Source organism: Paenibacillus hemerocallicola (assembly GCF_006265175.1).
GTDB classification, from domain to species: Bacteria; Bacillota; Bacilli; order Paenibacillales; family NBRC-103111; genus Paenibacillus_AB; species Paenibacillus_AB hemerocallicola.
Genome location: NZ_VDCQ01000103.1, coordinates 1 through 25,480, shown reverse-complemented (window position 1 = coordinate 25,480; position 25,480 = coordinate 1). Strand labels below are relative to the sequence as shown.

The following is a 25,480-nucleotide window of genomic DNA, read 5'->3' as shown; positions in this document are numbered from 1 at the left end:
GCGACGACAGGTACGCCGATAGCCGAGGGAAGGCAAACGAACGCAACAAGGGGGACACAGACAGCAGACGGGCCGCATCCGAACGCAATATCGGAGGCGCCGGCAACCGCAGCGGCAATGGATGCCCAAACCGCCGCCGCTCCGGCGAAGCCGCTCGTCTTGCTTGTCGACGACGACGTGACGCTTCTGCAAATGTTCAAGGAACGGTTGGAGGCGGAGGGATGTCTAGTATTGGCCACTCCTTTTCCGGAAAAAGCGATCCGATGGTTCTACGAGCTTAAACCGGATTGCATTGTGCTGGATGTCATATTGCCGGGTCATAGCGGCTATGATCTGCTGACGGTATTGCAGCGGTCGCCGCAGCTGTTCGTGCCGGTGATCCTGATGAGCGCGCTCTATGAGAAGAGCGACCGCATGAAAGCGTACGTCCTCGGGGCGGACGACTTTCTGGCCAAACCGATCGATCCGGACGAATTTGCCGTACGCGTCCTGAACAAAATCCGCAGAAAGCAATCGATCGCCAAGCTTATGCCGTCGAACGGGTCGAAGCATGCAGGGACGGGAACGGCGCTTTCCGCTGAAGGCGATGCCGATCAAGGAGCGGAGCACTGGCGCATCGCGATACTCGATGACGACCCGATTATCCGCAATTTGCTCCAACGCAGATTGAAGGATTGGCGGCTGGACGGCAAAGCACCCGAGGTACGGACGTTCGCCGACGGCTCCGCTTTTTTCGAGGACGATTGGCATCGCCGGAAAGGGAACTATTTGCTCATTCTGGACCGCATGATGCCGAAAATCAACGGCATCGAAGTGCTTACGCGATTAAGGGCGGATTATCCGGCGGACCGTTATCGGATCATCATGCTGACAGGCGTCGGGGAACAAGAGGAGATCGCGCAGGCGATGCGGCTCGGTACGGACGATTACGTCATCAAGCCGTTCCGGCTGCCGGAGCTGGAAGCGAGAATGCTGCGTTTTCTCCAGGGGAACAAAGGATGAGCGCCGTCTACTCGATCACGTTCGTCAGTTGGTTTTGTGCCGTCATGGCCGTCATGCTGCTGGTGCTGTATGTGATTCTCGCGATCCGCAAATGGAAGTCCAATCGGACGAGGGGGCGCATACGGAGATGGACGGCCCGCATGGAAAAGCTGGACTCTCCGATCGAACAGTATTTGCGGGACGGAACGCGTTCCCGTCAAATCGTACCGCGCCGCAGCTGGCAGCTCGCCGCGCTGGAAAACTATTTGTTCCACCGGGTGAACGTCAGCGGCACTCCCGCGGAAATCGAGAGCATATCCCGCATGGCTGCCGAATTGTATTCGGAGGCGTACCGGAAGTCGCTACGAAACCGGAAATGGAACGTCAGGATGAATGCGCTTGTCCTGATCGGGCTTTTTCGAATGAAAGGAATTGAAGAAAACGTACGCAGCGTCGTCGCAGCCGGCAAAACCGGAGATTTGGAAAAATGGACCGCTCTGCGCGTTCTGGCCTTGCTCCGGTATCCGGACATCGTAAACATGCTGCTGATCGAGGATGCCCAGCATGAGACGGATTCTATTTCGGAGCACATGTACCGGAGCGTCCTGATGGTGATGCCGGTACAATTGCTCGAGGAGCTGATCGGTCGAAGCGAAGAAGCCCGGATTCGGCTGCGGCTTAATTTGATCGATGTGCTGCGTATCCGCAATATTCGCACGGAGCGGGTCCTGGCGTGGCTGGAGCGCCTGCTTGCCGATCCGTCGGAGGAGTGCCGCATCCGGGCGATGAAAGCTTTGGCCAATTTCGGCTATATGACCGAGCAGGCGGAGATCGCCTTTCTCGAAGCGAGCAAGGAATGGGCGACGTACTCGTGGCCGCTGCGCCTCATGACGGCCAGGCTGATGGCCGAAGTGCGCAGTTCCGATTTTGTCCCGATTCTTCAGCAGATGATGGGGGACTCGGCGTATTTGGTCAGGATCGAAGCGGGCCGCGCCTTGATGAACTATGCGAACGGAGATGCGATGCTGCGGCAAATCGCTTCCTTTCACCCCGACCGCTACGCCCGGGAAGCGGCCGAGGAAATGCTGGAGAGAGAGGAGGCGGGACAATCCGATGCGGGATAACTGGTTGTCCGTGACCGCGGAAATCGGCGGCTGGATCGTGGTCGTTTACGTTTTCGCGGTCATGGCTTTTTACATGGTTCTGTTCCTGGTCGCGTTCCGCAAGCTTCGCCGCGAATCCGGCATTCATACCGTCCATTACGAGGAGCTGCTTCATTCCGCCTTCAGTCCGCCCTTATCCGTCCTGGTCCCGGCCTATAACGAAGAACGCAATATCGTGGACAGCGTGCGCTCCCTGCTCGGCATGAACTATCCGGGCTACGAGGTCATCGTCATTAACGACGGCTCGAAGGACGGTACGAAGGACAGGCTGATCGAGGAGTTCGACATGTTCGCGATCAAGCATCAGGTGCTGTGGAAGTCGCGTAAGGAAACGAAGCCGGTCCTCGGGGTATACCGCTCCCGCAAGCATCCGTCCCTTGTGATGCTCGATAAGGAGAACGGAGGCAAGGCGGATGCGTTGAACGCGGGCATCCATTATTCGCAATATCCTTATTTTGTCTCGCTGGACGGCGATACGGTGCTCGATGCCGACGCTTTTCTGAAAATAATGAAGCCGATCGTCGAAGCGAGGCCCGGTGAAGAAATTATCGCCAGCGGAGGCAGCGTCGGCATTGCCAACGGCAGCTTGATCGACCGCGGGCATCTGGCCGGCGAAGAAGTCCGATTATCGGGACGCCCTATCGTGATCATGCAGGTCATCGAGTATATGCGCGGGTTTCTGATCGGGCGTATCGGGCTTAGCCGGTTCAATATGCTGCTGATCGTGTCCGGCGCGTTCGGCGTATTTCGCAGAGACTGGGTGTTGGAAGCGGGGGGCTACGAGGTCGGCACGATAGGGGAAGACATGGAGCTGGTCGTCCGCCTGCACCGGCTGATCCGGGAGAAGAAAAGCAAGGCGAAAATCGCTTATATTCCCGATCCGGTCTGCTGGACGGAAGCTCCGGAAACGATGAAGGTGCTGAAGCGTCAACGCGTCCGCTGGCAGCGGGGGCTGTTCGAAAGCTTATGGAAGCACCGGAGGATGGTGCTGAACCCCCGTTACGGCAGAATCGGTTTCGTGGCGATGCCGTATTTTCTATTTGTCGAGCTGCTTGGTCCGGTTGTGGAAGGAATCGGCTATTTGATCGCCATAGGGGGATTGTTCATGGGCGAGACTCAAGTTTTTTTCAGCTTGCTGCTGATCCTGTCCATGCTCCTGTACGGCTCGTTTCTATCGATGGGGGCGGTGCTGCTCGAGGAGTGGACGCTCGGCAAATATAACCGCATCTCCGACGTTACGAGGCTTTTCGTATGGGCGCTGTCGGAGACGTTCTGGTACCGGCCGATTCAAACGGTATGGCGGCTGAACGGGCTGATCAAATCGCTCTCGGGCAAACGGCACGAATGGGGCGAGATGACGCGCAAAGGCATATCGGTACAATCGCAGCGGAAGCATACGGGGGGATAGGCTCATGCGCAGAAAAAGACTGAGCAAACGTAGGCGGCGCTGGCCCGTCTGGCTGCTCGGCGGCATCGTGCTGGCCGGTATGGCCATAGGCGCGGCATACGCATTCGATCGGCCAAATCACGCAAATCCATACGAATGGGAGACGGTAAAAGTAGACGGAATCTCGATGCCGGCCAGAACGGGAGAGCGCTATTTGCAGGCATACCGCGACGGGGCATGGCAGGACATGTTGATCAAAGGCGTCAATATGGGCGTCGCGAACCCGGGGCATTTCCCCGGAGAGACCGCGATTACGAAACAAGAATACGCCCGTTGGTTCAAGCAAATCGGCGAAATGCACGCGAATGCGATTCGCGTCTACACGCTGCATCCGCCGGCCTTCTATGAGGCGTTGAAGGAATATAACGACAAGGCGGACGAGCCCGTCATGGTCCTGCACGGCGTATGGGTCGACGAGGAGAAGCTGGTCGAGACGGGAGACGCCTACTCGGAGGAAGTGAACGGGGAGCTGCAGCGGGAGCTTCGCGATATGGTGAACGTCATTCACGGGAAAGCGGAATTGCCCGCAAGACCCGGACACGCTTCCGGAAAGTACGGGGCGGACGTCTCGAAATATGTGCTCGGATGGGTGCTCGGCATCGAATGGGACCCGATCATGGTCGTCTCGACGAACGAGAAGCGCAAAGGGAGGGCTCAGCTGGACGGAACGTACTTCAAGACCGAGCATGCATCGCCCTTTGAAATATGGGTGGCGCAGCTGATGGAGGACGTTGCCGTATACGAGATGGACACCTACAAATGGCAACGGCCGTTCAGCTTTACGAACTGGGTGACGACCGATCCGATGCGCCATCCCTCGGAGCCGACTCATAAGGAGGACCTCGTGTCGGTGGACCCGAACGCGATCCTGGCCAAGCCCGCGCTGAGGAGCGGCTATTTCGCCTCGTACCACGTCTATCCGTACTACCCCGAATTTATGAATTACGAGAAAAAGTATGCGGCCTACAAAGATTTTCGCGGCGAATTCAACGGTTATGCCGGTTACTTGAACGATTTGAAGCAGGCTCACCGGATGCCGGTGCTGGTCGCCGAATTCGGGGTGCCCGCCTCGCGCGGCATGACGCATCGGAACGTGAAAGGCTGGAATCAGGGCTTTTTGTCGGAGGCGGAGCAGGGTGCGATCAATGCCCGCTTGTTCGAGGACATATACCGGGAAGGGATGGCCGGAGGACTCGTGTTCAGCTGGCAGGACGAATGGTTCAAGCGGACGTGGAACAATATGGACCTCGACAATCCCGATCGTCGCCCGTTCTGGTCCAACGCCCAGACGAGCGAGCAGCAATTCGGCTTGCTCAGCTTCGATCCGAACGAAGCGGGGGCCGGGTTGTACGTGGATGGAGATACGAAGGATTGGGAGAAAGCGGGCATTCCGCTTCTGGATATCGGCAAGACGCCGCTTGTGCAAGCTGTCGATGAATGGGATGCGCACCGCCGCATAGAGCGGGTCGCTGCGTCCGCCGACGAAAGATACGTCTATTTTCGGCTGGATTTCGGAAAGGACGGACGCCCGTTCGACTGGAAGCGGACGAGGGCCGCGATTTTGCTCGATACGATTCCCGGTCAAGGGCAGCGGCATTTGCCGGGGAGCGACGGGCTTGAGACCGATGACGGCATCGATTTCGTGATAGACATAGCGGTTCCCGGCTCCTCCCGGATATGGGTGGACAGCTACTACGACGCGTTTTATTACCAGTACGCCCATATGCTGAAAATGATTCCGATCCGGGAAGAGGCGGCCATTCCGAATAACGGTAGCTTTTATCCGATCCGCCTGGCGTTGAACAAGGAGCTGACGATCCCGGACAGTGGCCTGAAGCTCCCGTTCGATGCTTACGAGACCGGGCTGCTCCGTTTCGGCAACGGCAATCCGGCAAGCGCCGACTACGATTCGCTGGCTGACGTCTTCTTTAATGAGAAAGAACATGTGCTGGAAGCGAGAATCGCTTGGCAGCTGCTTAATGTGAAGGACCCGAGCACCCGCGAGGTGACGGGCGAGTTGTGGAAGGACGGACTGGCCGCCAAGCAAAACGTCCCCGACTTCAAATTCGCCGTCGCCACGTACAAACCCGCGGATACCGTTCAGGGTGATTCGTCCGAGCCCGTCTTCGCTCCCGGCACACTGACGTTCTTATACCCTGCTGCCAGGGAAGGCAAGCTGCTCGTGGCAGATATGATTCCGCTCGAATGGCAAACATGGGAGCGGCCGCGGTTCCACGAACGGTTGAAGCAGTCGTACTATGTAATGAAGGACTTGTTCGGCCAAATCCGGCTGCCGTAATCGAAATAATGAGACCGTTCCTGCTTGCGGCCAAGCGGGGGCGGTCTTATTGCGTTTTATTTTTGCGCCGATGCGGGAAGGGGGGAGGGGCGTACTCCCGTGACGAATACACGACATATTTCCGAGGAAATGTTTCGGAGCAGGATAGTATACGAGGGGTTCAAAAACGGCCTGAATCCGGGCGAATGCGGATGGCGTTCATCCTTCACCGGGGCTAGAAATGGTATGATGGTCTCGAACGAATGAATCTATCCCTATGATCGGATGGTGCATCGGATGGAACAAAAGCAAGCCGGGGCCGTTACGGCGGTCAGCCGCAGCGCGGCCCATACGTTTAGCAAGCCGAATGAGGGCCGTATCCGGTTGTTGGCCGGATTGGGCGTAGAGGGCGACGCCCACATGGGCGAGACGGTGAAGCATCGCTCGCGTGTGGCGGCGGATCCGTCCCAGCCGAACTTGCGGCAAGTTCACTTGATTCATGCCGAGCTGCACGACGAATTGCGGGATGCGGGGTTCGACGTATCGGCCGGGCAGATGGGCGAAAATGTCACTACGCGCGGTCTCGACCTGCTCGCACTCCCTGTCGGAACGAGGCTCCATTTGGGCGCATCGGCCGTTGTCGAGGTGACCGGGCTGCGCAATCCGTGCGCTCAGCTGGATCGATTCCGGGAAGGATTGATGGCCGCGGTTCCGGATCGCGACGAGGACGGCAATCTGATCCGCAAAGCCGGTATCATGGGGATCGTGCTCGTTGGCGGCGAAGTGAGCCCCGGAGCCGCGATCCGGGTGGAGCTCCCGCCGGAGCCGTACCGGCCGTTGGAGAGGGTATAGACAGGCGGATTGTACATCGAACTGATCCGCGATTCACCGAAATAACCATTCGGCAAGCTGTTAGCGAAGTGAAGGTTTGACAAAATGATCCTATCTGTCCCTCGAACGAGCCGTTCCATGATGGGAAGCAGCTTCCGGATATTATGGAGTGCGTATAGTCACAGCTTGCCGGATTTCGGTCGAAGTTGGGGCAATAAAGGAACACGGGGGCGTTATTGGCTTTGGAAAATAGGGCCGCGACCATTATAGCGGAAATGTGATCCGTTATCGCTCAGCTTTGTGCCGTTTTTCCGCGAAATCGACGCATTAGCGGAAGCATGCTCCGTTATGTTGTGGAAAACGGGAGGAAGATCGCGAATAACGGAAGCAGATTCCGTTGTTTTATAGGGTGTGTTTAATGAAGCCGAACGATGAAGGGGCGAGCCGGGCAGGAAGGCGGACAGCCCATTATTAAGCGCAGTCGGATGTTGTGCGGGCGGCAATCCGGCGAACTCCTCCGACACCGAACAAGAGGCGGGCATCGGCGCGGGTCGGGACGGTTATGCGGCTTGGATGCCCGGAACCGGGACGGCCGGCGCGGGGAATGGCGCCGCGTCCTTCATTTCCCGGCTTCCGAGGGACGCCGCGATGCCGATGAGAGTTGCGCAAGCCGTATTGTTCACGGCATACTGCCGATCTTCGGCTCGGCGCTGAGGACGGTATCGCGGCGTCCGCTGACGAACGGGTTGGTGCTGCGCGCAGCCGGGACGACTATCGTTCTTGTCGTGTCGCTCATGAATGTGCCCGCGGAGGCGTTTCGGAGCTTGCCGCCGTTCATCCGTCCGATGCTCGGCAACAGGTTATTGATATTGGGGGACTGCTCGCGATCGTCGCGGAAATGGTTTTTTCGCGACAGCGATGAGTGGGGGTCAGCCGCCGACCGTCCGCTTCCGCCGCTCGGGCATGTCGGGGAGCTCGTTGACGGAGACGACTTCGTCCGTCTTCTTCTTCGGCGGTTCCCAGAACTGTTCGTTGCCGGGCAAATCGTCGAACCAGGAGGCGTCCTTCGGGCAGTCCAAGATCATGAATTTGCCGTACTGCTCCTCGCGCGATTGATGGTACTTCAAGTACGCCTTGCCGTTCTCGATCGCCAAAATTTCGATCTTCCCGGACGTATGGCTCATCGACAGCCGGATACGCTTGCCGAGTCCCGACGTCCGCGATTTTGCCTCCTCCACGATCCGATACGCTTCCTCCAGCGACAGCACGAAGTCCCGATTGCCGGCCACCGGACGGTTGATAAAGAAATAATAGGGAGTTACGCCGGCCCACGACAGCTGATCGAGCAGCTCGCCCAATACGGCTGGATCGTCGTTGATGCCGCGCAGGATCGGGGTCTGGTTGACGACGATAGCTCCGGCCGAATGAAGAGCCTCGAATCCGCGTTTCGCCTCGGGCGTAATTTCGCGGGGATGATTAATATGGGCCATCACATAGATGCGCCGATCGGCATTGGAAAACTCGCGTATCGTCTCCAACAGCACTTCATCCTCGTAAATCCGCATCGGGTTAAACACCGGAAGCTTCGAGCCGAGACGTATGATTTTGACATGCTCCATCGCCCGCAGCCGCTCGAAGATCGAACGCAGCTTGGGGGTGGCCAAAATGAGGCTGTCGCCGCCGGTCAGCAGCACGTTGTTAATTTCCGGATGGTTGGAGATATAGTCGAGGCCGGGATCGACGTCGGACATCGCTTCCTTCACATCGTTGCGGAACAGTCGCTTGCGGAAGCAATACCGGCAGTAAGCGCCGCATACTTCGGATACGATCAGCAGGGCGGTCGTCCGGTATTTGTGCTGACAGCCGGGCACGACATAGTTCGTATCTTCGTCCGATGCGTCCCAGCGGCCGTATTCCTGCAGCTCGCCTTCATTCGGGATGACGAGCTTGCGGATCGGGTCCTCGGGATCGTCCCAATCGATCAAGTTCAAGTAATAGTCGTTGACGCGGAATACGAATTTATCCGTAATCTGTTTGAGCCGTTTCCTTTCCGTCTCCGGTATTGTCGCGATTTTTCCAATGTCCGTAATGTACTTCGGCTGTGCCATGCGCATTCCTCCCATTTCCTAAAGTTGATCTATGTGATCCCCTGAATCGCCGTCGCTGCGGAAGCCGCGAATGAAACAAGGGGTTAAGCGCTCATTCCTCCCGGATAACGATTTGTAAATATTGTGTAAACAAGAAATTTAAGGAATATGAAGCGACGAAAAATAGCCCGTAAGCGACAGAGGGTACTTCTCTCCACTCTGGTGCCAGGGCCATAAAAAAGCACAAAAAGACCCTGTTACGGGTCATGATAGCGAATAAACATGCATTGACCCATCTGCTGCTGACGAGGTTAGCTGTCGGACTCGGGAAAGATGGTTCCCTACGGCGATCCGAGGATCGTGCGATTCGCCCCTGAAGATTGGTTCCCCCGCTTTCCGATAAGCACTATCGGAAATTAAGCGTACTGAAATTGTATGTGATAAGGCCGGCAAAGTCAAGCAAAGATTTTCCTTTTCAGCTTGTCATGTGCCGCCGATTCACCCGAGAGGACCCGAAGAGGAATATTGCATCACGGGGGGAAAAGTGAAGCATCGCCGCATAGAGGGATAAATAACGCATCGCGGCCCGTTTTGAACATTGGAACGGCAGGACGTCCGCCCTATACTTGATATTGTCGGCGAGGGTACGCTTCCGCGACCTACGCCCGTCTGAAATCGTTTTGTTGTCCGGGCGGCCGTCGGCGCTGTGCGACCCGTTTATGCTTGAATGATTCGTCAAGGGGGTGATGACCGGCTCATAGAAAGGATAGCTGCGTCAAGGGATTCGAACAAAGGGAAACGCCGGCGCCTGTAGAAGGTAATAGAACAGACGGGGAATATGATCCGGTCTTGATCTATGTACACGACGGAGGTGGGCCGATACGATGTCATGCCGTTCGAGAAAACGTTTCACGCTATCGCTTTGCATCGCTCTGGGCATGCTCGCGGCTGGAGGCTGCTTATCGAAAGGTGCCGGGTCCGATGACGAACCGAGCCGGTCCGACGGGGGGCGCCATAGGCAAGAGACGACGCTCAAGCTCGTACGCTACGAGCATCCCGGACAGGCGGTCCGGACGGACACGCCGGTATTGCGGGAAATCTACAACCGTACGGGAATCAGGCTGCAGGTAGAGGGGGTTCCCCAGAGCAACTACAAGGAAAAGAAACAGGTGCTGCTCGGCACGAACCATGTTCCGGACGTTATTCTCGTCGAACAGGGGGACATTCGGCAGTTCGCCAAAACCGGGATTTTTCTGAACATCTCGGATTATATGGAATACGCGCCCCATTTCCGAAGCATGCTCGACCGATACCCGGAAATCAAGAAGCTGCAAATCGACGGCAAACTGTACGGCTTTCCGATTATCGAGCAGCATGCGATGACGGTGTCGAAAGCCCCGATGATCCGCACCGATCTTCTCGCCAAGCTGAATATGCCGATTCCCGCAACGTTCGACGACTTGTACGCGGTTCTGAAAAAGCTGAAAGAGGCCTACCCGGACTCGACCCCATGGACCTCGAGAGGCATGGGATTTCTGGATGCGTTCGCATTCGGAATGGGGGCGGGGTACGGCATATATTTCGATCCGGATATCGGCGGGGGGACTTACGTCTACGGCAACAATAAGCCGGAGTTCAAGGAGGTGCTCGCATACTTGAACAGGCTGTACGAGGAGGAGCTGATCGATCCGGATTTTTCCGTCAATACGCTGCAGAAGTGGACGGAAAAATTGAGCTCGGGAAAATCGTTCTTCTACTATGACAACAATTTGTTCGCCGCCAATTTCAACCTCGTGCTGCAAAAAAATCAGCCCGGTGCCAAGCTGGATCTTGTCCCGTTTATGCAGAACCGCAAAGGGAAGACGCGAGGGTACGTATTCGCGGAAGGCTGGCTGACGGAAAGCTATGCGATCAGCTCCAAGGTGAAGGACCCGATAGCCGCAGTCCGCTTCTACGATTGGCTGTACAGTCCGGAAGGGACCGAGGTGTCCAATTTCGGGATAGCCGGAGAGACGTACGAGCTTGCGGGCGGAGAGCCGAGGATGCTGGACAGCGTCATCCGGAACTACAAGACGGCGGCAGATCCGGCCCGCGCGATGCAAGCCGAGACGGGAACGGGATACTTGGCCTTGTCGCCCAACGTGGACTCCAGGCCGTTCATGCAAGTATCCGATTCGGCGATCGTAGAATGGGGCGAAAGACTGGAGAACGACCCGGGCTTTTATCGAATTCCGGGCGTAAATCCGTCCTTCACGGACGAGGAGAACGAGAAAATCAAACAAATCATGTCCAAATTGAGCCCGATCAACGGAGACGTGGTGAAGTTTATTATGGGAGTCAGACCGCTCGAAGAATTCCATATGTTTGCGGATGCGCTGAGCCGGGCCGGCGCTTCCGAGCTGGAGTACCTATACAACGCCGCGCTTGCCCGTGCAGGCCGGTAGACCGCGGCCAGGAAAGGCATGGTATAATGGATCGAAGCAAAAGTACGGAAATTACGAATGTATACGACTCTGCGGCCGTGAGACCGGTCATTCCCGCAGACAGCGCCAGTCTGTTCAGTCCCCGATCGGAAAGCGACTGGACGTATTCGCACCATCCGCATATCGCGTTCTACAAGGAACGGCTTTATGCCATATGGTCCAACGGTCGCGTCAATGAGGACGATGCCGGCCAGCGGGTCCTGATCTCTTCCTCGGACGATTTCTTCCATTGGTCGGAGCCGAAGCCGCTGGTCGATACGACGATGGGCAAGCACTCGGAGCTGGTGCTGACTGCCGCCGGCTTCCATCGGCACGGGGAAGCGCTTACCGCGTATGTCGGCCAGTATGAATACAAGCCGGAGCATCTGGTGGGCGGCGCCCGCATAGGCGGCGACCACGGCCATACGGACACCTCCTTGTATGCGCTTACTACAACAAACGGGAACGATTGGAGCGAGCCGATCCCGATGGGGGTCCCGATCATCCCGAACCACGGGCCCCAACAGACGCGATCCGGCCGGCTCATTATTAGCGGCAACATCATGTATCCGTATACCGACGATCCCGCGGGATTATCCGGATGGGTGAAGACGGGAATCTACCCGCCGGATAGGACGGAGGGGCTGTGCGACGATTCGGAATCGTTCTGGACGGTCAAGGAAGCGCGCGGCTGGCCGGTCGGATTGTGCGAAGGGTCGTTCTGCGAGACGGACGACGGCGTCATCCGCATGCTGTTGCGGAGCAATTCCGACAAACTGTGGGTAACGGAGAGCAAGGATGACGGGGAAGTCTGGTCGGAGCCGCGCCCGACGGAGTTTACCGACAACAATACGAAATTTCACCTCGGCCGCTTGCCGGACGGGCGCTTCTATTATGTCGGCTCGCCCGACCCGACGCCGCGGGGAAAGCGCAATCCGCTCGTCTTGTCGTTGTCGCGCGACGGGGCCGTATTCGACCGCCATTATATATTGCGCGACGAGCATTGCCGCAAAACGTTCGCCGGACTGTACAAGGGCGGGGAGTACGGGTATCCTCATTCGATCGTCCAGAGCGATTATCTGTACGTCATATACTCGATTTGCAAGGAGCGCATAGCGGCCGTGCGCGTGCGGCTCGATACGATTTTGTAACGGAAGAAGGAGGGGAAGGAAAGTGAAAAGTCACCTGAAGACGAACCGGCTATTTTTCAACATACTTGCCTCCTTCCTGTCCCTCCTGATCCCGATTATCGTTATCGGCTTCTTAACGTACGGCAACTTCGTCGCCAAATTGAAAGCCGACTTTGCCGATAAAATGTCGCGCAGCCTGCAATCGTCCGCAGCTTCGGTAGATTTGTATTTGAAAACGGTTCAGGAGGTGGGCATCAGCTTTTTTGGCGATACCGCCGTACAGGAGCTGCTAAAGCCGTATTCGAGCTATACGTTGAAGGAAAGGTCCGATCTGATCCATATCATGAAGAGCTTGAAGCGCACCGGCACGATCGTAGCCGAGCTGGCGGAGGATCTGTTCGTATACATCGATCGAGAAAAAGTATATTCCGCCTCCGGCGTAGACGATTTCGACATGTATTTCGAGCATATATACAAGTTCGAACGGTACGGGGTAAGCTTCTGGAAAGAAAGCCTGGCGTCCATCCGCGGCGTCGAGATATTGCCGCCCTCGGTTACGCACTCCCCGTCCGGGGATAAACGGGTAATTCCCGTCGTGACGACCGGCGTCGTGCGCGGAAATCATGCTCTGCTGGTGGCGAATGTATCCGTCGGGCTGCTGAGCAAGACGCTGCAGAGCAACGCGGTGTTCGCTTCGTCCAAATTCGTGGTGCTGTATAGCAATCGGCATATACTGTTCTCCTCCGGGGAGGATACGGCGGCCGAAGACAATATCGGACATCTCAAGCAAGCGTTTGTTGACGACGGTCCGGGCAGTTTGGAGCTGAAGCTTGGGGATACTCCGTATATCGCTTCCCATATGAAATCGGACATATACGGCTGGGAATTTTACTCGCTCACTCCGACCGGCGAATTCAACAAGCAGGCCGAAGGCATATTGGATATGATCGTCACGATTTGCGCGGTGCTGGTCGTGGTAGGGCTCGTCTTCTCTTTCATATTCGCTTTCCGGCTGTATAATCCGATCCGCAAAATCCGGGATATTATCGTCGATCAGGAGGAGTCCTTCGAACCGCCGGGAAGAGATGCTTCCGGCATGAACGAACTGGAGACGATCGGCATGGGTGTCCGCCAATTGATCCGGCATAACCGGAAATATCAGGTCGAGCTGGACGTCGTGTCGATGGAATATATGGATAACGCACTGCTGCATCTGCTGCAGGACCGCGAGATGCCGGTCGAGGACGACTTCGTGAAGCTGCTGCGGGAGAAGCTGCGCTTTACGAAGCCGGATTTCATCTGCTGCAGCATTTGGTTTCATTTCAAGGAGCCGTTTTACCGGGATATTCAGGACGTGGATCGATTTGTCATTCTGAACAAACTGAAGAAGCTTGTAGGGGGACTGCTTAACGAATATGTTCATGCCTATGTATTGGAGGGCAAGCGGCACCACTATGTATGCATCGTCAATACGGGGGATGGCGTGACGGGCGAAGCTTCGGTCAGGGGAGCGCTCGAACGGTTCATGGAGACGTTCCGGTACGATTCCTTGTATTGCGTCATTCATGCCGGAATCGGAAGGACGTATCCGGGAGTGGACGGGTTAGCGAAATCCTACTCGGATTCTGTAACGGCGTTGCAGCATGCGAATTCTGGCGACGACTTTCAGATCGTCGGCTTCGACGAGTCCGCACAGGAGAGAAGCATTCATTACACGTTCGCCGACGAAGACAGGCTGGTCGCTTGCCTGAAGGTCGGGGACGCGACCGCGCTGGCCGCGAAGATCGAAGAAATCATTCGGACTCATGCGGAACGAAGCGCCTCCATTCATTCGACCGGCAGGCTGCTGACGGATATGTACAATACGGGACTGCGCTACTTGGCGGAGGAAGGGCTGCGCCGCATCCGGTTCGTTTCGGACGATATGCATGCATTGTTAAGCGATTCCCGCAAGCTGTCGATGGATTACGGGCCGAAGCAGCGCGCTCTGCTCGAGTTCTTCAAGCAGCTGGCGACGACGGTAGCCGATCGTCAGCAGGCTTTCAAATCGAGCTCGCTCGTATCGACCGTCATGGCCCATATCGAGACCGATTACGGGAACGACCTGTATTTGGAAAATATCTCGGCCCGAATGGATGTGTCGTCCAAATATTTGTCCCGAATATTCAAAGAGAAGACCGGGATGAACATCACGGATTACATTAACCTGATCCGCATCGCGAAGGCGAAGGAGCTGCTGGCCGACAGCAGTCTCACCATTCCCGAAATCGCCGGGCGGGTCGGCATTTACAGCAGATCGACGTTCCTCCGCATTTTCAAGAAAATGGAGGGAATTTCTCCCCAGGACTTCCGAAAATCGGGGATTTCGGGCTCGGCAGGTTATACGGGAACGGATTGAATTGAATGACCTTTAAAAAGACGGCGGGAAACGGAGCGGATGCCCGGACGGGCGCGTCTCTGTACGCTTTGTTTGAAGAACGTTGTTCCAAAAAATAGAACGGAGTGAATTTCATGCTTACTGCTAAAGTACGAAAGTTTGGAAGTCTCGTCTTGCTATTGCCGGTGCTCGCAGGATGCGGCGCGGACGCCGGTGGGAAAGTGGCGAAGGAGCCCGAGGTAAAGGCGGCTGCGGAAGACACGACGCCGGTTACCTTGCGCGTATTTATCGGCGTAGGCATCGAGGACAAGGACATCCAGCTGCTCTTCGTCGATCCGCTCAAAAAAAAATATCCGCATATTACGATCGAACCGGTCAGATCGGGAAAAGGAACTACGATCCAGGAGCTGGTGGCGGCGGGACAGGCGCCGGATTTGATCTACACGTGGAACGGCGGTCTGCCGACGTACCAAGAATTCGACCTGCTCTATGATATGACTCCGCTCGTCACGAAGAACAAAACGGATCTCGGCCGATTCGACAAGCCGGTCATGGAAACGCTGAAGGCGATTTCCGACAAGGGCGAATTGTACGCGCTCCCGTTTACGATCCAGTTGAATGCGCTCTATTACAATAAAGACATTTTCGACCGGCGGGGAGTGGCCTATCCGAAGGACGGCATGACTTGGGAAGACGCCATGGAATTGGCCAAGAAATTGTCGCATAAGGAAGGAACGGTGCAATACAGAGGGCTTGGTCCGGAAACGATTGTCAGGTTATCCGCACCTTACAACCTGACTTACATCGATTCCAAGACGGGGAAGGCTTCGATCAACAGCGACGGATGGAGACGCGTGTTCGAAATGGCAAAAAGCATCTACGCCATACCGAACAATACGACGCCGAACCTGCTCGCCTATAACGAGAAGCCGGCTTTTCTCAAAGATCAGAATTTGGCGATGCTCGGTACGATCAATTTGCTGCCCCAACTGGAGGATGCCGGGAACAAGGGCTTGAATTGGGACGTCGCCCAATATCCGAGCTACAAGGACAGGCCGAATATCAGCGGCATTGTCGACGTTCACGTGATGGGGATCACGAAGACGAGCAAGTACAAGGAACAGGGGATGAAGGTGATCGAGGTCATTACTTCGGAAGAGGTGCAGACCCTTAGCGCGCGGGCAACCGCCAGAATTAGCTCCTTGAACAATAAAGAGATCCAGAAGCAGCTCGGCGCAGACATGGCATTTTTGCGCGGAAAGCATCTGGAAGCTTTCTTCCAAAGCGCCGCCGTCCCGGCCGCCGTTCGTTCGCAATTCGAAGATATCAATACGGAGCCGTACAAAGCGGTCATGCAAAGCTTCAAGGATTTCTTCGAAGGCAAGGATATCAACACCGCACTGCGCGAAGCGGAAGAGAAAATCAATCTGTTTATGGATGGCCGGAAAAAATAAGCGGCGTTCATCGATCATTATATTGGCGGGAGGAGACTCATCCATGGATCATTTGCCCGAAAAACGCAAGACAGCTTTATCCAGACGAAAGTTTATCGCCGGTATCAGCGCGGCTGGAATCGGATTGTTATCGGCCGGAGCCATTTCGGCCAAAGGAGAATCGCTCGCGGGAGGAGAGCCGTCTCTGCCGCGACGCAGCGGCTTAACGGGAGACCTCGATGATTTTAAAGCGGATTTGGCCGATTCGGATGATGCCGTCAAAGGCGCGGCTCTCGTCGGATATGCCGGCGGCACTGTAGCGGGGAGACTGAATCGATTGATCCATGCCGGCGATCCGCGCTTCGCAGGCGGCGCGAAGGGAGACGGCGCGACTGACGATACGGCGGCGTTCGCCGCTCTCGAAGCGCTGTACCAGGGTCAGTACGTCGATTTGCTCGGGAAAACGTACAATGTCGACTCCATCCCCGGGACCAATACGTATTACAACGGCAAGTTCATCGCCGTATCCAAGAGCAGCGGGCTGGACGGGACGTTCGAGGCCGGAGGTCTGGCCTCGGTCCTGTCGGCCGAGGCGGATACGGGGGCTTACGACGCGATGTATACGGGCGGCTACACGGTCACCAATTTCAGCGGGAGGACGACCAAACATCTGGTCGCCCTGCTCGCTTCGCAAAATTGCCGCTCGACGTTCCCGCGATCCGCCAACGTGGCCTCCATATACAGCGAGGCGAACGGAAATGTAAGCGGAAATTACAGCGCCAGAGGCTCGCGCGCGAACGCTCCGCAATCCGTCAATATCGCGTCCGAAGAATGTATCGTGGACGGCTTCCGCGGAATCAATGCCGCTTCCATCCTGTGCAGAAGCGAGTATACGAGCGGCGCCAATATCGCTTCGCGGCGTTCTTCCGTATCCGCCCAGCACGGAAGCAATATTTCGTCCGTGGATGCGACTGTCGGCACAGGCTCGGGCGCTGTCGCCGCCGTAACCGTGACCGGCATCACGCTCGTGTCGGGGGGCAGCGGCTACACGGCCACGCCTGCGATCGTCTTCTTCGACCGAAGCGGCGGAGGTTCGGGGGCGGCTGCGACCGCCACCGTTTCGGGTGGCGCAGTGACGGGCATCGTCGTCACGAGCGGGGGTTCCGGCTATTCGACCCGGGTCGAGGCGGCTTTCCAAACTTCCGGCGACTATAGCGCCAACATCGCAACGACGAACGGCTGCAAGGCGCAGGCGGAAGCGACCGCCAACATCGCGGCGAACGACAGCACCGTATCGGCCGTTCGTTCCGCGAATATCGCCGCGAACAAAAGTAAAGCAAGCGCCAGCAATACCGCCAACATCGCCGCCGACGGCTGCACCTCCTCCGGCGTGCTGTCGGCCTGCATCGCCTCCAACGTCGCAGAGGCGCAGACAACCCGCGCCGTGCTGCTCGCGTCTCGACGGACGATCAATAATCAGGCGTCGAGCATCGCGGGAGGCGATGCCGGGTCCGGGGTTGCGAGCGCCGCCAACCGCAAATGGCACATCTACTCCGCTACCGGAGACGTGCAAATTGCGGGAACGCTGACGACAAGCCACGTGTTCTCCGATTATGCGGAATATTTCGAGAATGCGCAGAGGGGGGCGATCCCGCTCGGAACGATCGTCACGCTGGACGGCGACAAGGTCCGCCCGGCACTGGCGGGCGAATATATACTCGGCATCGTATCGGGCACCGCCGGTGTCGTGTTGGGCGATTCTCCTTTCCACTGGGCCGGACGATACGAAACGGGCGAGTTCGGAGAGCCTGTCTACACGACAACGGTTGACCCGGCGACCGGTCAAACCGTCAAGACGAGAAAGGAAAACCCGGAGTGGAACGGCGAGCTCGCCCAAGTCCCGCGCAGCGAGCGCCCGGAGGAATGGTCATGCGTCGGCCTTGTCGGACAGGTGCATACGCGTGTCGACGGGAATATCGCGCCCGGAGATTATATCGGGGCCGACGGCCGGCGGTCTGAGGCGGAAACGAGATTGCGCTGCATGAAAATCAAACAGAATTTCAATCCGGGGAAAGGGTACGCCGTAGCGTTATGCTTGGTGCGTTGATCAATGTCCGATGAGACCCGTATGCAGATCAGATCGCGGAAATCAATCGACGGTCATTTCAGACAGCTCATTTCTGCTTGTCTCGAACCAGGATTCGGATTCCGTCGCCATACTATAGGCCGATGATTAACTCCAAGCATAGCGACCGAATGACGTCAACGGAAGCAAGTCCCCTCTTGCTTAACTGTAAATAATGCAGTTATATTCAGGAAATACGCAATATTCGCCGAAATAACTGGAAAATACGCAGGTAAATCGCTATCAGGCCGTAAAATGGGTGTAACAAGCGAGAGTAACTGTATGTTCTCCAGTTCACTACGGCAGCGAGGCAAGTTTTCACCGAAATACCTGCATGTTTTCTGGTTGTTGAAAAAGTCAAAAAGAGAGATTTGCCATACAAAAGAGATGGGGGAAATGTGCGGAAAGCGAAGCGATTGACTTTACAATCGTGTTGTAACCGCTAAAATCTAAAAAAGCAACACGATTTTAACGGATGTGGAGCGCATTCCCCCACCTCTTGTCTCCGGCGCTTCCTCTCTTTGCAGACTTTTTCAACTGCTTCATGTTTTACAGTTCGTCTGAGTAATTCTTCGGCCTTCCAAAGCTGGACGAAGACGGCATTACTCGGCCGACGGGAATAAGCTGTCCGGTGAGCAAGCCCGCATGTCCGAACATTTCGAACGGGATGTCGGGCCGAATCGGCCACTTCCGTCAAGAAAAGAGCAAGGCAGCTCCGGCCATCGACCGCAGCCTCAAACGTTGCGTCGTCGGAGCCAATCCGCGGAAGGCGCAACGTCGGCCGTTTGTCGCATCTCGATGACCCAGCTCCCGGCATAGCCGGCTTCCTTCAATAGGCCGACGGTCTCGTCCAACGGGACCGTTCCGGCCCCGAGCTTGAGATGATCGTCATGTTTCCCGCCATTGTCGCTCAGATGAATGCTGACAATATCCGGCAGTATGCTGCGGAGTGACGCGGCGCATCGTCCCGGCCCGGTCAAGTGCGCGTGACCGACATCGAATACGATGCCGAGACCGGAAGTGTCCGCAAGCCGGAGAACCCTTCCGAGAAAGGCCGTATCGGCTCCGAGCAGCCCGGGGTAGGGAGGGACGTTTTCCAGCGCGATCGCGACGTCCGGTTCTCCTGCGGCAAGCTGCACTTCGCGCAAAAAGGCTGCGACGCGCAGAGCGGCTCCTTCGTCTACACCGGCATGTACGTAGCATGTCGCCGCATCGTCGAGCGCCGCAGACTCTGCTTCGTCCGATTCTCCGGGGTGCACGACGATATGCGCGCAATCCAGCTGTTCGGCGACGCGAAGCGTCCGGACGAGCAGCTCAACGGAAGCGCGGAGCGGTTCGCTGTATCGGGTGGCCGGATTGCAGCCCGTTATCGGAGCGTGCAGCGTCCAGGCGATTCCGTGCTTGGTCCCGAAACGCTTTAGCTCGGCCAGACGCTCGGCAGACCAATCGAGCAGCTCGCCGTGCGGTCCTTCGCACATAATCTCGATCGCCTTCCAGCCCTCTCCGGCAATTCGCCGAACAGCCTCGTCCAATGGAACGTCCGAATAAGCGTAAGTCGAAACCGCATACGAGCCATATGCTGCCATGACCGTTTCCTCCCTAGCGATTATTTGATCCCCGAATGGATGAAGCTGTTCATGAACTGCTTCTGGAATAGTATGAATGCTACCATTAGCGGAGTAATGACCAGCAGCGTCGCCGCGCTCACCTCGGTCCATTGGGCGCCGATTTCGAACGACTGCGCAAAAATGGCGAGTCCGACCGTCAGCGGCCGATTCTCCACGGAATTGGTGACGATGAGCGGCCACAGGAAATTGTTCCAATGATAGCTCACGGATACGAGTCCGAAAGCGATATAGGACGGACGGGCAAGCGGGAAATAGATCTTCCATAAAATGTTCCATTTCGAATATCCCTCCACTGTAGCCGCCTCGTCGAGCTCGGCCGGAATCGTCTTGAACATTTGCCGCAGCAGGAAGATGCCGAATGCCGACGCGAAATAAGGCATCATGATGCCGAGCTTCGTGTCCAGTAGAGACAGTTCCTTGAGTACGCTATAGTTCGGGAAGATGAGCACGTCCGGGGGGACCATGATTTGTACGAGAAACAGCAGGAACACGAGCTGCTTCCCGCGGAACTCCACCCGGGCGAAGGCGAACGCCGCCATCGTGGCGGTTGCCATCTGGACCGCGTACACGCCTGCGACGATCAGCAGCGTATTGGCGTAATATTGAGCGAACGGCGCGGCCGCCCAGACGGTCGCGAAGTTGTCGAGCGTAAAATCGAGCGAGAACGAAGGGGACAGCGCAATCTGCCTCGGCCGGAAAGCCGTGACCGCCACCCATAACAGCGGGACGAGCCAGAGCGCGGCAAGCGCGAGCAGCAGCCACCTTCCGATGTTCAACCTTTTCAGCCGCATGTAAAACGCCTTTCTTCCCGTTCGGGAGTGTAGTGGTGCCTATAGGCCAAGGCGTCAGTTGTAATGAATCTTCTTGTCGAGCCCGAAGAAATTGAGCGCCGCGAACAGCAGCAGCACCGCGATCATCACTACGGTAAGCGTGGACGCGATTCCTTGATCCCAGAAGCTGAAGGCCGTCTCGTAAATGTAATACAAGAGCAAGTTGCTCGCATTGTTCGGTCCGCCCTTCGTCATGACGAGCAGGTGGTCGACCAGCTTGAACGAATTCGTCAAGGCGACGATCGACACGAACAGCGTTGTCGGCATGAGCAGCGGAAACGTAATTTTGCGGAACACCGTCCAACGGCCGACTCCGTCCACCTGCGCCGATTCATACAGATCGGGAGATATGTTCTGAAGCCCGGCCAAATAAAAAATCATGAAATAGCCGGCTTCCTTCCAGATCATCATGATGATCATCGCCCACATGACATAGTCGGGGGAGCCGAGCCAGTGGATTTCGCCCATGCCGAGCGCGTTCATCGCCCTGCTCAGCAAGCCGTATTCGGGTGTATAAATGAACAGCCATATGTTGGCTACCGCTATCATCGGAATCATCGTCGGGTAAAAAAACGCGGTCCGCATGAATCCCGTCCCCCGCAGCGCTTTATTGGCGAATACGGCCATCAGCAAGGCGAGCGCGATCGACGTCGGAACGGTACCGAGCGAAAAGAGAGCGTTATTGATCATGACTTTGGCAAAAACTTCGTCCGCGAACAGGCCGGCGTAATTGCCAAGCCCGACGAAAAAGGGTTCCGGAGAAGCCAAATCCGCTTGGTAGAAGCTGAGCCGGATCGTCTTGGCGATCGGATAAAAGGTAAACAGGAACAGGAACAGCAGGGAAGGCAGCAGCAGCATCCAGGCAAAAGCGCCCGTTTTCCAGCGCGTAACCGATTTGACGCCCAAAAGGAGACCTCCTAAGACAGCATGAAGTGGAATGGAAGAGGGAGAACTGCAGCGGCATTCTGCCGTACCTTCGCCGCAGCAGTCTCCCCCGGTAATGTTCGTTTACTTGTTGAACGGCGCGAGCGCCTTATCCGCTTCCTCCTGTGCCTTCTTGAGCGCTTCGGCCGGCTGCAGGCTGCCCGTCAGAACGGCCTGCACCTGATCGCTGATCGCTTTCGTCACCTTGCCGTTGTTATGGGTGGACAATTCGGCGGCGGCGTATTGGAGCTGATCGCGGGCGACGAGCGCCTGCGGGAATTCGGCGGCGTATTTTTTCATCCGCTCGGTTTCATAGGCCGATTTTTTGACCGCCACGTAGCCGGTGTCGATGCTCCATTGCGCGGCGCGTTCGGTTTCGGTCATGAATTTGATGAATTCCCACGCCGCTTCCTGCTTTTTCTTGTCAATATCTTTGAATATATAGAAGTTGCCGCCGCCGGTCGGGCTGCCGAAGCTTTTGTTCTTGGGCAGGTAGCCGACGCCGAAATCGAATTTGGCGTTTTTCTTGACGTTGGACAGGTTGCCGGTCGTATGGTACATCATCGCCGTCTTGCCTTCCAGGAAGTCGGAGGGCACGGTGCCCCATTCGGTAACCCCTTGCGGCATCACTTTGTCCTTCATCGCCAGATCGGACCAATATTGGAGCCCATCGATATTTTCCGGCGTGTTGAACATCACTTTTTTGCCATCCTCGGTCATCAGGTTTTTGCCGTTTTGCAGGGCGAACGTTTGCAGCATCCAATAGGCGAAGCCCGAGACGGGAATTTCCAGTCCCCAAGTACCGTCCTTGGTCAGCTTCTTCGCGGCATCGCGTATTTCTTCCCACGTTTGCGGCGCTTTCTCCGGATCGAGCCCGGCTTTTTTGAACAGCTCCTTGTTATAGTAAAGCACGATCGTGCTGCGCTGGAACGGAATGCTGTACGTTTTGCCGCCGGTTTGGGAGTTGGCCTTGAATGCCGGGTAAAAATCGGACAAGTACTTGTCGCCGCCTTCTTTGGCGATAAAGTCGTCTAGCGGGATGATCGCGTTCATGTCCAGCAGGCTGAACAGCTCCGTGGAGAGCAGCACGGCGACATCCGGAGGCGTTTTGCTTTGTACGCCCGCTTGGGCTTTGACCGTCGTGTCCGCGTAGCTGCCGGTATATACGGGCTTGACCGTAATATTCGGATGGAGCTTCGTGAACTCGCGGGCCATGCCTTCGATCGTTTCGGTCAACGGTCCGCCTACGGCGATCGGGTAATAGAACGTAAGCTCGACCTTCTCCCCGGGTTTGGCGGCCGACTCGTTCTGTGAACCTGTCCCGGTCGCGGCCGGCTTGGCGCAGGCCGCCATCATCATGAGGCAAAGCGAGGTGCAAATCATTTTCGTCGCGAAGGAACGCATGCAATTCTCTCCCTTGAAATTTGGATTTGGATGGTGCGGTCATTGGCTCCCGTCGCCTACTCTTTTAGGGTAGCGGATTCGTGTAAAGCCGCGATTACGGGAATGTGTTGCGTGAGTTAATTTTGTCCGAGTACCCTATCGGCCGGGCCAGTTCGACGAATTGTTCCAGCGTCCGCCACAAGTAATCCGGACGGATCGGCGATCGCTCGGCCTCGCGATCGGTCGTAACTCCTGTCAGGACGAGTGCCGTGTGCAGCCCGTTGACCGAACCGAATAAAATATCGGTTTCCAGCCTGTCGCCGATCATCAGGCAGCGTTCGCCGCGCAGCCCGGCCCATTCCAGCACCTTCGAAGCGTAATATGCGGACGGTTTGCCGACGACCGCGGCCGGTTCGACGCAGCTGGCCGCTTCGATCGCTTTGACCATCGACCACGTATCCGGTATGACATCCCCGACGATCGGGCAATTCGGGTCCGGATTGGCCGCGATCAGCTGCGCTCCGCCCCGTACGGCTTTCATGGCCGTATGCAGCTTGGCGTAATCGAATTGCATGTCCATGCCTACAAGCACATGAGTCGCTTCCTCGGGCCGACTCGTCATGCCCACTCCGCACTCCTTAAGCTCGGTCGCGAGCGCGGGTTCGCCGATGACAAGAACGGTCGGCTCCGGGCTCCGTTCCCGCATATAGACTGCCGCGACATAGGCGGCCGTGACAATTTCGTCGAGCCGGGCCTCCAAGCCGAGATCGTGCAGACGGGCTTGGCATTGCCGCCGCGTCCGAATCGTCGTGTTGCTTAAAAATTGCACTTTTTTCCTTTTCTCCCGCAATAGCGCGAGCGTTTCCTTGACGCCGGGAAGCAGCCGGTCCCCGAGAAACACGGTTCCGTCCAAGTCGAAAAAATAACCTTCATAGTCGGCCACATCCGGCAAGTTGCGAGCAGCTCCTTTCTGTTGATGCAAAACGAAAAAACCCTTTATCCACCGGGGGGGAGCGGCCAGCTCGAAATAAACGAAAGGCTGCTTCCATCCGGTGCATAAAAGGGTTTTCTCCTCGTCTCGACCCTTTGTATTCGATTGATCTACATGCTCTAGCTTACATTCCGATTGTTAGGACAATATCAACGCGGGATGAAGATATTGTTAAGGTCTTCCGTGCGATCAGTCGATAAAATCCGCCTTGACGAGAAGTCGCTTCAGCATCGCCGCCGATTGCGCGCGCGTGGCGAGGCCTTGCGCTTCGAGCGTATTCCCGGTCATTCCGTCGATCAAGCCCGCGTTGATCGCGGCGGCCAAATCTTTGCGAGCCCACGAGAGGCTTGCCGTATCGCGGAAGCGTCCGAGTATTTCGGCTTGCTTCGATTCGCTTACGCCGATGTCGAAGCCGGCGTAGGAGAGGGCGCGGACCAGCATCGCGGCCTGCTCCTCGCGCTTGACGGACTGATCGGGACGGAACGATCCGTCTTCGAATCCTCCGATCAAGCCCGCCGAGGCGGCGGTCGCCACGTCCAGGGCGTACCAAGCGCCGGAAGCCACATCGCTGAATCGTGCGGAGGCCGCGACCGGACTGAGACCGAGCGACCGTACGAGCAGCGACGCGAATTCCGCCCGGGTAATGCCGCGGTCCGGGTCGAAGCGGGTTTCGCTTACGCCGTCGATAACGAGCTTGTTGGCGAGCAGCGTCACGTCCGCCTGCGCCCAATGGCCTGCCATGTCGGCGAAGCTTTTGTCATTTTGTACGATGGTGTAGATGCTGTTGCCATTCCGTTTCAAAGAAGCCGTCGTCACGCCGTTTTCCGTCCGGAAGACGGTAGGGACGAAGCGGATTTGCCGCGAATCCGGTAAAACCTGTACGCCGGTCGCCTTGCTCGGATCGACGGACCGGTTCGTGGAAATTTCCCGCGCAGCGTAAACGGAGCCGAACGATACCGGTACCGATTTGCCGTCTGCCCTTACCGCTTCCACTTCGAAATGCACGGCATCGGAAAGCTGTTTGCCGCCTGCCGCTTGCACCGTGGAACCAGCCTGCTCCGCTTCGCTGCCGTCAAGCTTCGCCATCGTAAAGCGAAGCGTTATTTCGCTTGCTTCGGTTCCAAGCTCAGCTGCCCATTGTTCAGGCTTCCAGACCGGAGCGGGGAAACGATAGGCCCCGTGCTCGCCTGATACGACCAGGGCTCCGCCGTTTGCGCGCGCTGTGTCGGGCCAGGCTGCCGCAGAAACTTCGAGCGTATTGCCGGGAAAGCGAACTTCGACTGTCGAGGAAGCTTCGAATGCTTTTCTCAGCTCGGCAATATCGGCTTTGCCGCCGACCGCCTCAATTGGCTTGCCAACAATGCCTGAATTGCCGCCGCCGTTGTTGCCGCCGCCGTTGTTGCCACCGCC

General features: G+C 56.9%; 17 protein-coding genes and 1 riboswitch. Of the genes, 10 read left to right on the top strand and 7 right to left on the bottom strand.

Annotated elements, in window-relative coordinates:
* From FE784_RS38570 to FE784_RS38550, 5 genes are all read left to right on the top strand, one after another.
* Positions 1–1,002, top strand: a 1,002-nt coding sequence (locus FE784_RS38570) for a response regulator (protein WP_139607614.1), incomplete at its 5' end; no start/stop codon positions are given.
* Complete coding sequence (locus FE784_RS38565) at positions 999–2,105, top strand: HEAT repeat domain-containing protein (RefSeq protein ID WP_139607613.1); 1,107 nt, start codon at positions 999–1,001, stop codon at positions 2,103–2,105. The genes FE784_RS38570 and FE784_RS38565, both read left to right, overlap by 4 nt.
* Positions 2,095–3,552 (top strand): glycosyltransferase family 2 protein, encoded by a 1,458-nt coding sequence (locus tag FE784_RS38560; RefSeq protein ID WP_139607612.1) that lies wholly within the window; start codon positions 2,095–2,097, stop codon positions 3,550–3,552. The genes FE784_RS38565 and FE784_RS38560 overlap by 11 nt, the downstream gene beginning before the upstream one ends.
* 4 nt (positions 3,553–3,556) lie before the next feature.
* Positions 3,557–5,890, top strand: coding sequence for a hypothetical protein (locus FE784_RS38555; protein ID WP_246132377.1), 2,334 nt, complete (start codon positions 3,557–3,559; stop codon positions 5,888–5,890).
* A gap of 276 nt (positions 5,891–6,166) precedes the next feature.
* Complete coding sequence (locus FE784_RS38550; protein WP_246132376.1) at positions 6,167–6,721, top strand: MOSC domain-containing protein; 555 nt, start codon at positions 6,167–6,169, stop codon at positions 6,719–6,721.
* A 908-nt stretch (positions 6,722–7,629) separates the two neighbouring features.
* Here FE784_RS38550 and FE784_RS38545 read toward each other — a convergent pair.
* Positions 7,630–8,808, bottom strand: coding sequence for a KamA family radical SAM protein (locus tag FE784_RS38545; RefSeq protein WP_139607610.1), 1,179 nt, complete (start codon positions 8,806–8,808; stop codon positions 7,630–7,632).
* Positions 8,809–9,072: 264 nt separating this feature from the next.
* A riboswitch (cyclic di-AMP (ydaO/yuaA leader) is annotated at positions 9,073–9,220 on the bottom strand.
* 451 nt (positions 9,221–9,671) lie between these two features.
* Between FE784_RS38545 and FE784_RS38540 the strand changes: the two genes are divergently transcribed.
* The 5 genes from FE784_RS38540 (at position 9,672) to FE784_RS38520 (ending at position 18,296) form a co-directional block, all read left to right on the top strand.
* Complete coding sequence (locus FE784_RS38540) at positions 9,672–11,231, top strand: extracellular solute-binding protein (RefSeq protein WP_139607609.1); 1,560 nt, start codon at positions 9,672–9,674, stop codon at positions 11,229–11,231.
* A gap of 26 nt (positions 11,232–11,257) precedes the next feature.
* Positions 11,258–12,400 carry an exo-alpha-sialidase gene (locus tag FE784_RS38535; RefSeq protein ID WP_176706828.1) on the top strand — a complete coding sequence of 381 codons (1,143 nt, stop codon included), beginning with the start codon at positions 11,258–11,260 and terminating at the stop codon, positions 12,398–12,400.
* 22 nt (positions 12,401–12,422) lie between these two features.
* Entirely contained in the window at positions 12,423–14,777 is a 2,355-nt protein-coding gene (locus FE784_RS38530) for a helix-turn-helix domain-containing protein (protein WP_139607607.1), read from the top strand.
* 113 nt (positions 14,778–14,890) lie between these two features.
* The gene (locus tag FE784_RS38525) at positions 14,891–16,210 is read left to right on the top strand and encodes an ABC transporter substrate-binding protein (RefSeq protein ID WP_139607606.1); all 1,320 of its coding nucleotides are present in this window, start codon (positions 14,891–14,893) and stop codon (positions 16,208–16,210) included.
* Between the two features lie 43 nt (positions 16,211–16,253).
* Positions 16,254–18,296: a peptidase G2 autoproteolytic cleavage domain-containing protein gene (locus FE784_RS38520; protein WP_176706827.1), complete on the top strand. Its 2,043-nt coding sequence runs from the start codon at positions 16,254–16,256 to the stop codon at positions 18,294–18,296.
* Between the two features lie 752 nt (positions 18,297–19,048).
* Here FE784_RS38520 and FE784_RS38515 read toward each other — a convergent pair.
* The 6 genes from FE784_RS38515 to FE784_RS38490 all read right to left on the bottom strand — a co-directional run.
* Positions 19,049–19,900, bottom strand: coding sequence for a sugar phosphate isomerase/epimerase family protein (locus FE784_RS38515; RefSeq protein WP_176706826.1), 852 nt, complete (start codon positions 19,898–19,900; stop codon positions 19,049–19,051).
* A 20-nt stretch (positions 19,901–19,920) separates the two neighbouring features.
* Positions 19,921–20,733, bottom strand: coding sequence for a carbohydrate ABC transporter permease (locus FE784_RS38510; protein WP_139607603.1), 813 nt, complete (start codon positions 20,731–20,733; stop codon positions 19,921–19,923).
* 54 nt (positions 20,734–20,787) lie between these two features.
* On the bottom strand, positions 20,788–21,630 hold the full coding sequence (locus FE784_RS38505) for a carbohydrate ABC transporter permease (protein ID WP_139607615.1): 843 nt from the start codon (positions 21,628–21,630) through the stop codon (positions 20,788–20,790).
* A 150-nt stretch (positions 21,631–21,780) separates the two neighbouring features.
* Positions 21,781–23,049 (bottom strand): ABC transporter substrate-binding protein, encoded by a 1,269-nt coding sequence (locus FE784_RS38500; RefSeq protein WP_425465598.1) that lies wholly within the window; start codon positions 23,047–23,049, stop codon positions 21,781–21,783.
* Positions 23,050–23,194: 145 nt separating this feature from the next.
* Positions 23,195–24,022, bottom strand: coding sequence for an HAD-IIA family hydrolase (locus FE784_RS38495; RefSeq protein WP_342779166.1), 828 nt, complete (start codon positions 24,020–24,022; stop codon positions 23,195–23,197).
* 237 nt (positions 24,023–24,259) lie between these two features.
* Positions 24,260–25,480, bottom strand: a 1,221-nt coding sequence (locus FE784_RS38490; protein WP_139607600.1) for an S-layer homology domain-containing protein, incomplete at its 5' end; no start/stop codon positions are given.

Excerpts from the sequence above, each read along its gene's own strand:
- FE784_RS38565 (WP_139607613.1), top strand. The coding sequence starts at position 999 with ATGAGCGCCGTCTACTCGATCACGTTCGTCAGTTGGTTTTGTGCCGTC.
- FE784_RS38560 (WP_139607612.1), top strand. The coding sequence starts at position 2,095 with ATGCGGGATAACTGGTTGTCCGTGACCGCGGAAATCGGCGGCTGGATC.
- FE784_RS38555 (WP_246132377.1), top strand. The coding sequence starts at position 3,557 with ATGCGCAGAAAAAGACTGAGCAAACGTAGGCGGCGCTGGCCCGTCTGG.
- FE784_RS38550 (WP_246132376.1), top strand. The coding sequence starts at position 6,167 with ATGGAACAAAAGCAAGCCGGGGCCGTTACGGCGGTCAGCCGCAGCGCG.
- FE784_RS38545 (WP_139607610.1), bottom strand. The coding sequence starts at position 8,808 with ATGGCACAGCCGAAGTACATTACGGACATTGGAAAAATCGCGACAATA.
- FE784_RS38540 (WP_139607609.1), top strand. The coding sequence starts at position 9,672 with ATGTCATGCCGTTCGAGAAAACGTTTCACGCTATCGCTTTGCATCGCT.
- FE784_RS38535 (WP_176706828.1), top strand. The coding sequence starts at position 11,258 with ATGGATCGAAGCAAAAGTACGGAAATTACGAATGTATACGACTCTGCG.
- FE784_RS38525 (WP_139607606.1), top strand. The coding sequence starts at position 14,891 with ATGCTTACTGCTAAAGTACGAAAGTTTGGAAGTCTCGTCTTGCTATTG.
- FE784_RS38520 (WP_176706827.1), top strand. The coding sequence starts at position 16,254 with ATGGATCATTTGCCCGAAAAACGCAAGACAGCTTTATCCAGACGAAAG.
- FE784_RS38515 (WP_176706826.1), bottom strand. The coding sequence starts at position 19,900 with ATGGCAGCATATGGCTCGTATGCGGTTTCGACTTACGCTTATTCGGAC.
- FE784_RS38510 (WP_139607603.1), bottom strand. The coding sequence starts at position 20,733 with ATGCGGCTGAAAAGGTTGAACATCGGAAGGTGGCTGCTGCTCGCGCTT.
- FE784_RS38505 (WP_139607615.1), bottom strand. The coding sequence starts at position 21,630 with ATGCTGCTGCTGCCTTCCCTGCTGTTCCTGTTCCTGTTTACCTTTTAT.
- FE784_RS38500 (WP_425465598.1), bottom strand. The coding sequence starts at position 23,049 with ATGGCGGCCTGCGCCAAGCCGGCCGCGACCGGGACAGGTTCACAGAAC.